Consider the following 14,470-nt stretch of genomic DNA (forward strand, 5'->3'; position numbering starts at 1 on the left):
GCGGCGTGCACACCGCGCGCAATAAAATCCGGCGATGCCGATTCGATGGAACGTGCCCGAACAGGCGGCGGCGCTCGAAGGCCTGGACGCCGCCCTTGCGGGCGGTGGATCGGGTGGGGCCGTCGTGCTCGGCCCCGACGGCTGCGGCAAGTCGACGCTGGCCCTGCTGGCCGCCGAGGGCCTCGCCCGGCGGCAGCCGGGGATGCTGACCCGCTGGGTCACCGGCACGCCGACCGAGCGAGCGGTCCCGTTCGGCGCCTTCAGCCACCTGGTGCAGATCGCCGAGATCGGCAAGCCGGCCGCGCTGTTGCGGGCGGCCCGGGCCTCCCTGGGCGAGGCCGGCGACGGCGACGCGCTGCTGATCGTGGACGACGCGCACCACCTGGACATCCTTTCGGCCACGCTGGTCTACCAGCTGGCGCGGACCGGCGCGCGCATGATCGTCACCGCCCGCGCCGACCTCGCGCCCGACGCGATCGCCGCGCTGTGGACCGACGGGCTGCTCGAGCGACTCGACATCGAGGCGCCCAGCGGGACCACCACACCGGCGGAGGTGGACGCGTTCGTCGCGGGGTTGCCGGTGGGCGCGCGCTCGGTGCTGGACTACCTCGCCATCGAGGAGCCGCTGTCACTGGCCGACCTGACGGTCCTGGCCGACGACGGCGCGGTGCGGGAGGCGGTGGACTGGGGTGCGGCGGAGACGCGCGAACGCGGCGGGCGCTCCGACGACCCGGTCGTGTACACGGCGCACCCGCTGTTCGCCGAGCGGGCGCGCGCCGCGCTCGGTTCCGACGAGGCGCGGCGGCGGCGCACCGAGCTGGTCAAGCTGCGCTCGCAGCATCCACCCGATCACCTCAGCGATCGCCTGCGGCTGGCGTCGCTGGCGCTGGACAGCGACGCCTTGCAGCCGGTGCCCGAGGTGGTCGCCGCCGCCCAGCAGGCGCTGCGGCTGGGCGATCTGGTCCTGGGCGAACGACTGGCCCGGGCGGCGCTGGAGCGCTCGGGCGGTCTGGCGGCGCGGCTGGCGCTGGCGCACGCGCTGGCGTGGCGCGGCCGCGGCCGCGAGGCCGACGCGGTGCTGGCCGCCGTCGACTCCGACGCCCTGGCCGAAACGGCGCTCATGGACTGGGCGTTGCTGCGCGCGGCGAATCAGTTCTGGATGCTCAGCGAGCCCGAGCGCGCCACCGCGTTCCTGCGGACGATCCGCGGTCGCGTCACCGACCCCGCCGCGCGCACCACGCTCGACGCGCTGAGCGCCACCTTCGCCATGAACGCCGGCAACGTCGCGCACGCCGTTCGCGTCGGCCGCGACGTGCTGGCGTCGCCGGCCGCCGACGATCAGGCGGTGGCGTGGGCGGCCAGTGCCGCCGCGCTGTGCGCCGCGCGGCAGGGGCGTTTCGACGAGGTGGAGCCGCTCGCGCGTCGGGCCCTCGCCGGCGAGCATCCCGGGCTGCTGCGCTTCACGATCGGGCTGGGGCAGAGCAGCGCGCTACTGATGGCCGGCCGGCTCGGCGCCGCACGCGAGATCGCCCAGCAATTCACCGATTTTGCTGAACTGCAGCAGCCGGGACGCGCGATCGGCGAGGTCCTTTTGGCGCACGTGCTGATCGCCGAAGGCGAATTCGGCAGGGCGGCCGAGCTACTCGGCCCGGCGGCCGCCACCTTGGAGCGCACCGGCTACTCGTGGGGGCCGATGTCGCTCATGCTGCTGGCCACCGCGCTGGCTCAGCAAGGAGACACCGCAGCCGCGGCAAAGGCGTTGAGCCGGGCCGAGTCCCGGCACGGGACCAAGTCGGCGCTGTTCGCCCCGGAGCTCGGCGTGGCCCGGGCCTGGCGGTTGGCCTGCGTCCGCGACTGGCACGGCGCGGTGGCCGCCGCCCGGGAGGCCACCCGCATGGCCGAGCGCAGCGGGCAGTCGGCCGTAGCGATCCGGGCCTGGCACGAGGCGGTCCGGCTCGGCGACAGCCGGGCGGCCGAGCCCCTCGCCCGGTTATGCCGCGAGATCGATTGCGTCGCAGGGCGACTCGCCCTCGCGCATGCACGCGCGCTGGAGGCTGGCGACGGGGCGGCGCTGCGGGCGGTGTCCGATGACCTGATGGCGGTCGGGATGCGCGCGGCGGCCACTGACGCCGCCGCACAGGCCGGGCGGTGCGCGGGGCATTAAAGCGCAAGTCGGCCGAGGACCCGGCGGCGCGCTACTGTCGCGCGGTGCCCACCGTCCGCCCCGCGCCGCGCTACTGGTTCTGGTCCCACGACATCCGGCCCGACCAGGTGGCGGGCCTGGCCATGCCGGGCATGCGGTTGCAGCGGCTGGTGAGCTACCGGCGCGGCGCACCGGCCAGTCGCCGATTCGCGGCGCTCTACTGGGACGACGACGGGGCGATCGCGGCCCCGTCGCGCACCTGGCTCGTCGATGCCGACGCCGCCGCCGCCGCAGCAGCCGGCCCGCGCGCCGCCGGCGTGAGCGTCGACGTCGTGCCGGGCAGCGGGGAGGCTCGCTTCACGCTCATCCTCGAGCCGCAACCCGATCCGGCCCGGACTTTCCATCCCGACCTCAGTCCCGCGGCCGTCGCAGAGCTGATCGACGCCGGCCATACGGTTGTGGACCTGGCGACCTACCTGCGGGGCGGCACCCGGGTGTTCGCGGCGATCGTCGAATTGCGCACCGGCCACCACACCAGCTTCTTCCCCGCGTTGAGCCACGCCGACGTGCGCAGGACGCTGGGCCCGCCCGGTGTCCTGCCCACCCGGGTTCGCGCCTACCACTCTCCGGCCGGCTGGCGCCTCGCCATCGTCGGGGAACGCATTCGAGGCACCGCATGGTCGGTCCACGTCGACCTCGACGGCGACGACGTGTCCTCCCGGCTGGAACAACACCGCGCCTACCCGCTGGACCTGGACGCGGTCGGGCACGGTCTGAGCGTCCGGTTCGCGGTCGTCGCCGCGGCCTGATCCCGAAGCCCCGTCCCTAACCGGTCAGGTAGCGGCGCAGCATCTGCACGGCCGCGGTGATGTTGGCGACCGGCACGCGTTCGTCGCGCGTGTGTGCCAGGTTGGGGTCACCGGGTCCGAAGTTGACCGCCGGCACGCCTCGCGCGGCAAACCGCGACACGTCCGTCCAACCGTACTTGGCCCGGACCTGGCCGCCGGCGGCCTCGACGAGGGCCTTGGCGGCCGGCTGCGACAGGCCGGGCAGCGCGCCCGCCGCGGCGTCGGTCTGCTCGATCCGCACGTCCAGTCCCGCGAACACGTCGTGCACGTGTTGCAGCGCGGCGGGCACCGAGCGGTCGGGGGCGAACCGGAAGTTCACCGTCACCGACGCCGCGTCGGGGATCACGTTGCCGGCCACGCCACCGTCGATGCGCACCGCGGACAATCCCTCGCGGTAGGCGCAACCGTCGATGTCCACCGTGCGGGCGCGGTATTGGGCCAGCCGGTCCAGGACCGCGCCGAGCTTGTGAATCGCGTTGTCGCCCAACCAGGATCGCGCCGAATGCGCGCGGGTCCCCGAGGCGCTGACGACGACGCGCAGCGTGCCCTGGCAGCCGGCCTCGATGTAGCCGCCGGTGGGCTCGCCCAGGATCGCGACGTCGGCGGCCAGCCAGTCCGGCAGCTCGCGCTCGATGCGGCCCAGACCGTTGGCGGCCGCCTCGATCTCCTCGCAGTCGTAGAACACCAGCGTCAGGTCGTGCGCCGGTTCGGCCACCGTGGCGGCCAGATGCAGGAAGACGGCGTCGCCCGATTTCATGTCGGCGGTACCGCAGCCGTAGAGTTCGCCGTCTCCCCGATAGCTGGGCAGGTTTCCGGCCGCCGGGACGGTGTCCAGGTGTCCGGCCAGCAGCACCCGGGACGGCCGGCCAAGCGCGGTGCGCGCCAGCACGGCGTTGCCGTTGCGGACCACCTCGAAACCGGGCGCCTGCGCACGCAACGCGGCTTCCACCTCGTCGGCGAGGCGGCCCTCGTCCCGCGATTCGCTGGGGATGTCGACCAGCGCCGCGGTCAGGTCGATGGGGTCCCCGCGCAAGTCCAGCACCAACCCAGGGTAGTGGGTCACCCGATCGGCGCGAGCAGACGCAAAAGCTCCGTTTCCATCGGCGTGTCGGGGGTTTTTGTGTCTGCTCGCCCCGGGAAAGTAACCTTGTCCGCCGTGACTGGAGCTGCAGGTATCGGGCTGGCGACGCTGGCCTCCGACGGATCAATCCTCGACACGTGGTTTCCCTCCCCGGAGCTGACCGAGTCGGGCACCGGCGCCACGTCGCGGCTCGCATTGTCCGACGTCCCCGCCGAGCTGGCCGCGCTGGTCGGCCGTGACGACGACCGCGGGACCGAGACGATCGCCGTGCGCACGGTGATCGGGTCGCTCGACGACGTCGCCGCCGACGCCTACGACGCCTACCTGCGGCTGCACCTGCTGTCGCACCGGCTGGTGGCGCCGCACGGGCTCAACGCGGGCGGCCTGTTCGGCGTGCTGACCAACGTGGTGTGGACCAATCGCGGGCCGTGCGCGGTCGAGGGCTTCGAGGCGGTCCGGGCGCGGCTGCGCCGCCAGGGGCAAGTGACCGTCTACGGCGTCGACAAGTTCCCGCGGATGGTCGACTACGTCCTGCCGACCGGGGTGCGCATCGCCGACGCCGACCGGGTCCGGCTGGGCGCCCACCTGGCGCCGGGCACCACCGTGATGCACGAGGGGTTCGTCAACTACAACGCCGGAACCCTGGGCGCCTCGATGGTGGAGGGCCGCATCTCGGCCGGTGTGGTCGTGGGCGACGGGTCCGACGTCGGCGGCGGGGCGTCGATCATGGGCACGCTGTCCGGCGGTGGCACCGAAGTGATCTCGATAGGCAAGCGGTGCCTGCTCGGGGCCAACGCGGGCCTGGGCATCTCACTCGGCGACGACTGCGTCGTCGAGGCCGGCCTGTACGTCACCGCCGGCACCAAGGTCACCCTGCCCGGCGGCGCCGCGGTCAAGGCTCGCGAGCTGTCGGGTTCCAATAACCTGCTGTTCCGCCGCAATTCGCTGACCGGGGCGGTGGAGGTCGTGGCCCGCGACGGTCAGGGCATCGCCCTGAACGAAGAGCTGCACGCTAACTGAGCGGCACGTCCTCGGCCTCCGGTGCGAATCGCAGCGCGGTCCCCCTGGTTTCCGGCAGCAGGTAGACGGACACGAAGCTGGCCACGATCAGCGCGGCCATCATGAGCCCGATCGCCCAGCTGCCGTAGGTCGCCAGCAGCGTGCCCGCGATCAGCGGCGGCACGGCGGCGCCGAGGATGCCGGCAAGGTTCATCGCCACCGCCGCGCCGCTGTAGCGGTAGCGGGTGGCGAACAGTTCGGGAATGAAGGCCCCGGTGGGCCCGTTGGCGACCGCCGCGGCCGCGAACATGCCGAGCACGGCGACGGCGTAGAGCACAGGGTTGCGGGTGTTCATCAGCGGTATGACCGCGAACGCCCACGGCAGGCACGCCGCCAGCCCCACCAGCATCACGCGGCGGCGCCCGACGCGGTCGGAGAGCCACGCCGACAGCGCGACGAACGCGATGCTCGTCAGGCCCCCCAGCGCGCCGATGCCCCAGATGAACGTCCGCGAATAGCCCAGGTGGGAGTGGGCGTACATGACAAGGAACGTGTTGCCGATGTAGACGAATCCCATCCCGCCCAGGAAACAGCCCGCCACCAGCAGGATTTCGCGCCGCTGGTAGCGGAGCAGCTCCGCGAGCGGCGCCTTGGGCACCAGGTGGCGGGCCTTCTCCTCGGCGAACACCGGGGTCTCGTCGATGTTCAGCCGCACGTACAAAGCGATGCCGATCAGACCCGTGCTGATCAGGAAGGGTATGCGCCAGCCCCAGTCCATGAACGCGGGGCTCTTCTCGCCGATGGTGAGGTTGACGGTGAGGAAGGTGAGGCTGGCAAGCACGCCCGCGGTACCCCCGCCCAGCAGCGTGAACATCCCGTACCAGCCACGTTTGCCCGGTGGGGCGTACTCGGCGCTGAGCAGCACCGAACCGGCCCATTCGCCGCCGACGGCAAACCCCTGCATCAACCGCAGGACGATCAAAATCAACGGTGCCGCGATGCCGATCGATGCCGTGCTGGGCACCATGCCCACGCTGACGGTCGACGCGCCCATGATGAGCAGGGTGACGATGAGGGTCTTCTTACGGCCCAGCCGGTCCCCGAAGTATCCGAAGACGGCCGCTCCGAGTGGCCGCGACAGGAAGGCCGTCGCGAACGTCGCCATCGAGGCGATCGCCGCCATCGCGGGGCTCAGGCGCGGATAGAACACCGTGGGAAAGATCAGCGCCGCCGCGGTGCCGTAGATGAGGAAGTCGTAGAACTCGATCGCCGAGCCGACCAGACAGGCGGCGGCGACCCGCCGCATCGGGGTGGTGGCACCGGGGGCGGCCGTCATCGTCGCCGCCTCACTCATTGACGTCACCCAGTGGTCGGTTGCGTCTATTCACGGTTACGACGGTAGGTGAAGGTTCGCGGTCGCGCTCGGCACTGAAGCTGCCAAATTGCTGCGTGTCGGATAAGGCTCTCGCTCAGCCTTCGGACAGCAACTGCTTCTTGAGGACCTTGCCCATGGCGTTGCGCGGCAGCTCCTCGACGAGGCGCACCTCACGGGGCCGCTTGTGGATGGAAAGCTGTTGCGCCACATATTCGATTAGTTCGTCGGCGCTAAGGTCGCCCGAGCCGACGACGTAGGCGACGATCCGCTGGCCGAGGTCCTCGTCGGGCAGCCCGACGACCGCCGTTTCCCGAACGCCCGGATGGCCGAGCAGCGTCGTCTCGATCTCGCCCGCGCCGATGCGGTACCCGCCGGACTTGATCAGGTCGACCGACTCGCGCCCCACGATGCGGTGCATCCCGCCGCCGTCGACGACGGCCACGTCGCCGGTGCGGTACCAGCCGTCGGCGTCGAACACCTCGGCGGTGGCGTCCGGCCGGTTCAGGTAGCCGTCGAACATCGTCGGGCCGCGGACGTGCAGCCGCCCCACGGTTTCACCGTCGTGCGGCACCGGGCCGTCGTCGTCGACGAGCCGGGTCTGCACGCCGGCGATCGGCACGCCCACCCAGCCCGCGCGTCGCTCGCCGTCCGCGCGGGTCGAGATCGTGATCAGCGACTCCGACGCGCCGTAACGTTCGATGGGCTCATGCCCGGTGAGGGCGGCCAGCCCCTCGAACACCGGCACCGGCAGCGGCGCGCTTCCGGACACCAGGAGCCGCGCGGGGCGCAGCGCCCGCGCGGCCGCCTCGTCGGCGACCACGCGCGACCACACGGTGGGGACCCCGAAGTACAGGGTGCCGCCGTCCTCCGAGCCGGCCCGCGCGTAGCCGGCGGGCGTCGGCTTCCCGGTGTGCACCAGGCGATTGCCGATCCGCAGCGACCCGAGCAGTCCCAGCACCAGGCCGTGCACGTGAAACAGCGGCAGCCCGTGCACCAGCACGTCGTCGGCGGTCCACTGCCAGGCCTGCGCCAGCGCGTCCAGGTCCGCCGCGATGGCCCGGCGGCTGAGCACCACCCCCTTGGGCAGCCCGGTGGTCCCCGAGGTGTAGATGACCATCGCGGTCGCGTCGGGCGACGGCTCGGGGTAGCGATGCCACGACCGGGCGTGCAGCCGCACCGGGATGTGCGGGAGTCCCTCCAGCTCGTCCGGCGCCGGCCCCAGCCACGCCTGTGCCCGGGAGTCGGTGATCATGTGGCGCCGTTCGGCCGCACCGACGTCGGCGGGCACCGGGACGAACGGGACGCCGGCGATCAGGCAGCCGGTGACGGCGAGCACGGTGGCAGCGCTCGGGGTGGCCAGCACCGCGACCAGGCCCGCGCCGGCGACCCGTTCGGCCACCGATGTCGCGGCGCCCACCAGGTCGCTGCGGCTCAGCACCGCACCGTCGATGCGCACCGCATCCGCGATGTCGGCGGCGGTAGCGGCCGAGGGATTCAGGGATGCCAGCAGCACGAGAGCAGGTTACTGCTCGTCCCAGATCTTCATCAGGGTGGACAGGATCTCCTCGCCGCGGCCGAGCCCACCCAGGTGGCTCTCGCCCGGCAGCACGATCAGCTCGCAGTCGGGCAGCAGGGACACGACGTGCTCCCCGTGGGAGAACGGGACGATGTGGTCGTGGTCGCCGTGCCACCAGCGGACGGGGACCTTGACCTCGTCGAGCCGGAAGCCCCAGTCTCGGGTGAACAGGATGATGTCGTTGAAGGGGGCGGCCAGCTGCTTGCGGCTGCCGTTGAGCAGGTCGTCGAGGAACATGGCCCCGAACTCGGGCCGGGTGAGCAGGCGCCGGTCACCTTCGGGAGACATGGCGGCATACAGGTATAACGCCGGATTCGCGATCGGCCGGATGGCCCGGACCATCAGGCTCGCGCCAATGCGAAGCGGGTCGCCGCCAAGCCGCAGCAGCGGCGCCACCCGCTTCCCGAGGTTCATCAGCCCGCTGGTGATCCCTTCATCGCCGAGGAAGGGTGCGACGCCGCCGAGCACGCCGGCCGCCACCACCCGGTCGGGCAGGACAGCGGCGGACGCGAGCGCGTACGGACCGCCGCCCGACAGGCCGATGACGGCCAGCTTGTCGATGCCCAGGGTGTCGGCGATCGTGCGGAGGTCGTCGCCGAACGCGCGGATGTTCTCGTACCGGTGCGGCGTCGACGAGCCGATCCCAGGGCGGTCCAGGCCGATCAGCCGGATCTTGTTGTTCTCGGCATACAGGCGGGCTTCGGTGGGAATCTGGCGGCGGGCGCCCGGGGTGCCGTGCAGCCAGAAGAACGCCCGCCCCTGCGGGTCACCGAATTCGGCGAAGCCGATCTGTCGGTCCTCGCCGACCGCGATGTTGCCCTCCAGCTTGGGACGGGCGATCTCGATGACCATCCCAGCAGCTTCCCATGTGACGAGCCGTTTACGAAAGGCTCACAGGCGCGTCCGGATCGGGAGGGTTGCCCCTTTCGCAAAACCGATATCGGTCCGCCTCGCCGGGCGCCGCGCCAGCGACCGATCTCAGGCGGGCACGCCGATCGCGTTCGGCTCCATGTACTGATGCAGGCCGACAATGCCGCCGCCCTCCCGGCCGAACCCGCTCAATTTGAACCCACCGAACGGCGCTTCCCCCGGGCTGACGCCGTTCACCGCGACCTGCCCTGTACGGATGCGGCGCGCCACCGCGACGGCGCGGTGCACGTCCCGCCCCCACACCGCTCCGGACAGGCCGTAGCGTGAGTTGTTGGCGATGGCGACGGCCTCCTCCTCGTCGCGGTAGCGGAGCACCGAGAGCACCGGCCCGAACACCTCCTCCTGAGCGATGGCCGAGTCCGGCTCGACCCCGGTGAGGATGGTCGGCTCGACGTAGAACCCGACGTCCAACCCACTCGGGCGCCCGCCGCCGGTGGCCAGCTCCGCCCCGTCGTCGAGCGCCCGCGCGACGTGGTCCTCGACGCGCCGGCGCTGGTCCGCACTGATCAGGGGCCCCATCTGCACGTCGGGATCGGTCGGGTCGCCCACCTTCACGTCCCGGGCGAGCGCGACCAATCGGTCGACGACGTCGTCGTGCAGCGAATCGGGCAGCAGCAGCCTGCTGTGCAGGATGCACGCCTGGCCGGCGTGCAGCGAGCAGCAGTCGAAGAGCATCCGGCGGAGCATGTCATCGGTCAGCTCGGCGTCGTCGAGCACGATGCTCGCCGACTTCCCGCCGCACTCCAGCAGGATGCGCTTCATGGTGGCACCCGCCGCGGACATGACCTGGCAGCCGACAGCGGAGCTGCCGGTGAAGCTGACCATGTCGACGCGTGGGTCGGTGGTGAGCAGCTTGGCGGCATCGACGCCCGACGGGGTGACGACGTTGACCACGCCGGGCGGGATATCGGTGTACTCGTCGATCATCCGCGCGAGCGCGAGCCCGGCGAGCGGCGTCAGCGGCGACGGCTTGAGGACGACGGTGTTGCCCGCGGCCAGCGCGTTGTTCACCTTCATGACGTTCAGGCAGTGTGGGAAGTTCCACGGCGTCAGGATCGACACGACGCCGAGGGGCTCGTGGCGCAGCAGCGTCGTCCCGGCGCCGATTCCCGTGATGGGCTCGTCGGCCAGCTGCGCGGCGAGCCGGGCGGCGTGCTGGGACATGTGGGCGGCGCCGTCGACCTGCATCACGCGCTCGTTGGCGATGCAGCCCCATTCCGCCTGGGACAGCGCGAAGAACTCGTCGGCGTGCTTGAGGAGCGCGTCACCGAGCTGGTTGAGGCAGCGGGCGCGGCCGTCGGGCCCCATTGCCGACCACGGGCCGTGGTCGAACGCGCGGCGTGCGGCGGCGATAGCGTCGCCGACTTGGCCGACGCTCGCATCGGGCGCGGTGCCGATCGTCGCCTCGGTGGCCGGGGAGACGTCTTCGTAGCGGCCGACCTCCGGATCGACCCAGCCGCCGTCGATATAGAGCCCATAGGCGTCGACAAGGGACCCCGGACTCTGTAGGTCGGCCATCCGCGTCCTCACCGGAAGTCGGTCATCTAACCACCTGGTGTACACCGCCGTGGGTATGGCGTCAATCACTCACCCGACCTGAAGCGCGCCTTTGCAAGCCATTAGGCGCATATTGACAGCGCCATCGGGCCGGAGTAGACACAACCTCGCACGACACATCCTCCGAATGTGTCGGATGCCGGAGCCGCCAGGGAGGCCGTCGTGCAGACCACTTTTCCACTGCACTCGCCGGACTTCTACGCCGGCGATCCCTACCCGGCCTATCGGGAACTGCGCGCCTCGTCGCCGGTGTGCTGGAATGACGTCACGAAGTTCTGGGCGCTGCTCAAATACGACGACGTCCGCTTCGTGTCGGGCAATCCGGCCGTCTTCACCTCCACCAAGGGCATCACCATCCCGGACCCGGAGCTGCCCAACCCGGTGCAGGACGGCAACCTGATCTTCACCGACCCGCCGCGCCACCGCCGGCTGCGCAAGCTGGTCAATGCGGGGTTCACCCGTCGCCGGGTGGCCGTCCTGGAACCCACGATCCGCGAGATCGTGCGGGGCATCCTCGACGGGCTGGAACCGGGCGCGGTCCACGAGTTCGCCGAACAGATCGCGGCGCCGCTGCCCACCCGGATGATCGCCGAGCTGATCGGCGCCCCGCCCGACGACTGGGAGCAGTTTCGGGCGTGGTCGGACGCGGCCACCGGAATTGCCGATCCCGAGATCGAGCTCCATCCGATGGTGGCGCTCGGCCAGCTCTATGCCTACTTCGAGAAGCTGATCGCCGCACGGCGCATCGATGCCCGCGACGACCTGTTGTCGGTGCTGGCCGGCTCGCAGATCGACGGGCATCGGCTCACCGACTCCGACCTGCTCAACTTCGCGTTTCTGCTCCTGGTGGCCGGCAACGAGACCACCCGCAACCTCATCGCGCTCGGCACCCTCGCGCTCATCGCGCACCCGGACCAGAGCCGCCTGCTGGTCGACGACCCAGCGCTTATCCCCGCCGCCGTCGAGGAGATGCTGCGCTGGAACAGCCCCGTGGTCCACATGGCGCGCACCGCGACGACCGACGTCGAGATACGCGGTCAGCAGATCGCCGAGGGCGACGTGGTGGTCATGCTGTACGGATCGGCCAACCGGGACGAGGACGTCTTCGGGCCCGACGCCGACGAGTTCCGGGTGACGCGGCACCCCAACCCGCACATCGCGTTCGGCTGCGGTGAACATTCTTGTGTTGGAGCGCAATTGGCGCGTCTGGAGGCGTCGGTCCTGCTCGACGAGCTGCTGCGCCGCTTCCCGCGCCTCGAGCTGGCCGGGGAGGTCGAGCGGATGCGGGCCACCATGGTGCCCGGAGTCAAACGCATGCCGGTGCGGCTGGGCACCGAAAAGAAGTGACGAACCAGGAGGATCAGTGACCGATTCAGACTCCGAGTTCCGCGCCAAGTTGCGCGCGCTGGTCGGGCAGTCGACCGGCGGCGCCGGAAGGCCTTCCGTCGCACCGGATCCGGTGAATCAGCCGATGATCCGGCACTGGGCGCACGCACTGGACGACATGAACCCGGTGTATCTGGACCCGGAGTTCGCGGCGGCGTCGAGGTTCGGCGGGATCGTGTCGCCCCCGGTGATGCTGCAGACGTGGACCATGCCGGCACCGAAGCTGGAGGGCATCCGGGAACGGGGCGGCGCACCGGTCGAGGTCGAGGACAACCCCACGGCGTTCCTCGACGAGGCCGGGTTCAGCAGCACGGTGGCGACCAACTCGGAATTCGAGATCGAGCGCTATCCCCGGCTGGGTGACGTCATCAGCGCCACATCAGTGTTCGAGGATGTCTCCGACGAGAAGAAGACGGCGAAGGGTACCGGCTACTTCCTGACCTGGTTGATCACCTATACCGACCAGAACGGCGAGGTGCTGGGGCGCCAGCGGTTCCGGGTGCTGCGATTCCGGCCGGGGCACTGATGGCGTCCCGATTGGCACCGGCGATCGGCCCGGACAACGCCTTCTTCTGGGACGGGCTCCGCGAGCACAGGCTGCTCATCCAGCGCTGCGGCGGCTGCGGCGCGCTGCGCCACCCGTCCCGGCCCATGTGCCCCAAGTGCCGGTCGCTGGACTGGGATGCCGTCGAGTCCTCGGGGCGCGGCACCGTCTACAGCTACGTCATGCCGCTGGAGCCGAGGTTCCCGTTCTTCGACTATCCCTACGTCGTCGCGCTTGTGGAGCTCGACGAAGGGGTGCGGCTGGTTTCCAACCTCTGCGACGTCGACCCCGCCGATGTCACGGTTGGGATGCCGGTCGAGGTGTACTACCAGACCTTCGATAACGACCTTGTGCTGCACCAGTTCCGGCCGGCCGGGAAGGGAGATCGATGACCACCGCCGCATCACGCACGACCCGAAGCACCCTGCGGTGGGCCGACATCGAAATCGGCGATCAGGTGACGCCGCTGGAGATCCCGATCACCACGACGATGATCGTCGCCGGCGCCATCGCGTCGCGCGACTTCATGCCCGTGCACCACGACCGTGACTACGCCAACGAGCAGGGCTCGCCCAACCTGTTCATGAATATCCTGACCAGCAACGGGTACTGCGTGCGTTTCCTCACCGACTGGGCCGGCCCCGAAGCGATGGTCAAGAATCTCTCGATTCGCCTTGGCGTGCCGTGCTTTCCCGACGATCCGCTGCGCTTCACCGGCAGCGTGACCGGAAAGACGGCGGGATCCGGCGGCGAGAACTTCGTCGAGGTGGCGTTCAAGGCCTCCAACAGCCTCGGTGACCACGTCTCGGGCACCGCGGTCCTCAGCCTGCTGGACGGGGCGGGCGCATGAGCCGCACGCTGCCGGGCAGCTGCGCCATCGCGGGCATCGGGCAGACGGAGTTCTCCAAGGAGTCCGGCCGCAGCGAGCTCCAATTGGCTTGCGAGGCAGTCAGTGCCGCTCTCGACGACGCCGGCCTGGCGCCCTCCGACGTCGACGGCATGGTCACCTTCACCATGGACTCCAGCGACGAGATCGAGGTGGCGAAGAGCGTCGGCATCGGTGACCTGTCGTTCTTCTCCCGCGTGCCGCACGGCGGCGGGGCGGCGGCCGGCACCGTGGTGCACGCGGCCATGGCCGTCGCGACCGGGGTGGCCGAGGTGGTGGTGTGCTACCGCGCGTTCAACGAGCGCTCGGGCATGCGCTTCGGCGGCAGCGGGCGCACGGATCTGGGCACTCCCCCGTTCATGGCGAACTACGCGCCGTTCGGCCTGCTCACCCCGGCGGCGTGGGTCGCGCTGCACGCCCAGCGCTACATGTCGACGTACGGGGTGACGAACGAGCACTTCGGCCGGATCGCCGTCGTCGACCGCGCGCACGCCGCCAAGAATCCCGATGCCTGGTTCTACCAGCGGCCCATCACGCTCGAGGACCATCAGAAGTCGCGCTGGATCGTCGCACCCGTGCTGCGATTGCTGGACTGCTGCCAGGAGAGCGACGGCGGGGTGGCGCTTGTGGTGACCAGTGCCGCACGCGCGCGCGACCTCCGGCGGCCGCCGGCGGTGATCACCGCGGCCGCCCAGGGCGCCGCCGCCGAGGGCGAGATGATGACCAGTTACTACCGCGACGACATCACGGGCCTACCGGAGATGGGCGTGGTCGCCGCACGGCTCTGGCGGGATTCGGGCCTCAAGCCCGCGGACATCCAAACCGCCTTCATCTACGACCATTTCACCCCGTTCGTGTTCACACAGCTCGAGGAGCTCGGCTTCTGCGGCCGCGGCGAGGCGAAGGACTTCGCGACCATCGAGCGGCTGTCGCTGGGCGGGGAGCTGCCGATCAACACCAATGGCGGCCTGCTGGGTGAGGCATACATCCACGGGATGAACGGCATCACCGAGGCCGTGCGCCAGATCCGCGGCACCTCGCACAACCAGGTCGACAACGTCGAACACGTCCTCGTCACGTCGGGGACCGGGGTGCCCACCAGCGGGCTGATCCTCGCGCCCAGCGGGTGAGCCCGTGCTCAGCCG

13 protein-coding genes are annotated in these 14,470 nt (G+C 70.8%); 8 read left to right on the forward strand and 5 right to left on the reverse strand.

Annotated features, from left to right (window positions below):
• The first annotated feature begins 34 nt into the window (after positions 1–34).
• Together G6N56_RS10305 and G6N56_RS10310 are read left to right on the forward strand one after the other, a co-directional pair.
• A complete protein-coding gene (locus tag G6N56_RS10305) occupies positions 35–2,164 on the forward strand; it encodes an AAA family ATPase (protein ID WP_169717553.1) in 2,130 nt (709 codons plus the stop codon).
• Positions 2,165–2,208: 44 nt separating this feature from the next.
• Positions 2,209–2,952: a hypothetical protein gene (locus G6N56_RS10310; protein ID WP_142280824.1), complete on the forward strand. Its 744-nt coding sequence runs from the start codon at positions 2,209–2,211 to the stop codon at positions 2,950–2,952.
• Positions 2,953–2,968: 16 nt separating this feature from the next.
• Here the strand turns inward: G6N56_RS10310 and dapE are convergent, their stop codons facing one another.
• Complete coding sequence (dapE, locus tag G6N56_RS10315) at positions 2,969–4,033, reverse strand: succinyl-diaminopimelate desuccinylase (RefSeq protein ID WP_085258190.1); 1,065 nt, start codon at positions 4,031–4,033, stop codon at positions 2,969–2,971.
• 105 nt (positions 4,034–4,138) lie between these two features.
• On the opposite strand from dapE, the gene dapD reads away from it, so the two are divergent.
• A complete protein-coding gene (gene dapD / locus G6N56_RS10320; RefSeq protein WP_142280825.1) occupies positions 4,139–5,092 on the forward strand; it encodes a 2,3,4,5-tetrahydropyridine-2,6-dicarboxylate N-succinyltransferase in 954 nt (317 codons plus the stop codon).
• Here dapD and G6N56_RS10325 read toward each other — a convergent pair.
• From G6N56_RS10325 to G6N56_RS10340, 4 genes are all read right to left on the reverse strand, one after another.
• Entirely contained in the window at positions 5,085–6,377 is a 1,293-nt protein-coding gene (locus G6N56_RS10325) for an MFS transporter (RefSeq protein ID WP_169717554.1), read from the reverse strand. The two genes, dapD and G6N56_RS10325, sit on opposite strands and share 8 nt — an antisense overlap.
• Positions 6,378–6,540: 163 nt before the next feature.
• Positions 6,541–7,959 carry an acyl-CoA synthetase gene (locus G6N56_RS10330; protein WP_085258193.1) on the reverse strand — a complete coding sequence of 473 codons (1,419 nt, stop codon included), beginning with the start codon at positions 7,957–7,959 and terminating at the stop codon, positions 6,541–6,543.
• Between the two features lie 9 nt (positions 7,960–7,968).
• Complete coding sequence (locus G6N56_RS10335; protein ID WP_085258194.1) at positions 7,969–8,874, reverse strand: alpha/beta fold hydrolase; 906 nt, start codon at positions 8,872–8,874, stop codon at positions 7,969–7,971.
• Positions 8,875–9,000: 126 nt separating this feature from the next.
• Positions 9,001–10,470, reverse strand: coding sequence for an aldehyde dehydrogenase family protein (locus G6N56_RS10340; RefSeq protein WP_085258195.1), 1,470 nt, complete (start codon positions 10,468–10,470; stop codon positions 9,001–9,003).
• Positions 10,471–10,689: 219 nt separating this feature from the next.
• Here G6N56_RS10340 and G6N56_RS10345 point away from each other — a divergent pair, with 219 nt between their 5' ends.
• Genes G6N56_RS10345 through G6N56_RS10365 form a run of 5 tightly spaced genes read left to right on the forward strand, consistent with a single transcriptional unit; the run spans position 10,690 to position 14,455 of the window.
• Complete coding sequence (locus G6N56_RS10345) at positions 10,690–11,856, forward strand: cytochrome P450 (protein ID WP_180150559.1); 1,167 nt, start codon at positions 10,690–10,692, stop codon at positions 11,854–11,856.
• A gap of 16 nt (positions 11,857–11,872) precedes the next feature.
• Positions 11,873–12,421: an FAS1-like dehydratase domain-containing protein gene (locus tag G6N56_RS10350; protein WP_085258196.1), complete on the forward strand. Its 549-nt coding sequence runs from the start codon at positions 11,873–11,875 to the stop codon at positions 12,419–12,421.
• A complete protein-coding gene (locus tag G6N56_RS10355; protein WP_085258197.1) occupies positions 12,421–12,831 on the forward strand; it encodes a Zn-ribbon domain-containing OB-fold protein in 411 nt (136 codons plus the stop codon). Before G6N56_RS10350 ends, G6N56_RS10355 begins: the two co-directional genes overlap by 1 nt.
• Entirely contained in the window at positions 12,828–13,289 is a 462-nt protein-coding gene (locus tag G6N56_RS10360) for a MaoC family dehydratase (protein WP_085258198.1), read from the forward strand. Before G6N56_RS10355 ends, G6N56_RS10360 begins: the two co-directional genes overlap by 4 nt.
• Entirely contained in the window at positions 13,286–14,455 is a 1,170-nt protein-coding gene (locus G6N56_RS10365) for a lipid-transfer protein (RefSeq protein ID WP_085258199.1), read from the forward strand. Before G6N56_RS10360 ends, G6N56_RS10365 begins: the two co-directional genes overlap by 4 nt.
• Positions 14,456–14,470: the final 15 nt, after the last annotated feature.

Source organism: Mycobacterium saskatchewanense (genome assembly GCF_010729105.1).
Taxonomy (GTDB): Bacteria; Actinomycetota; Actinomycetes; order Mycobacteriales; family Mycobacteriaceae; genus Mycobacterium; species Mycobacterium saskatchewanense.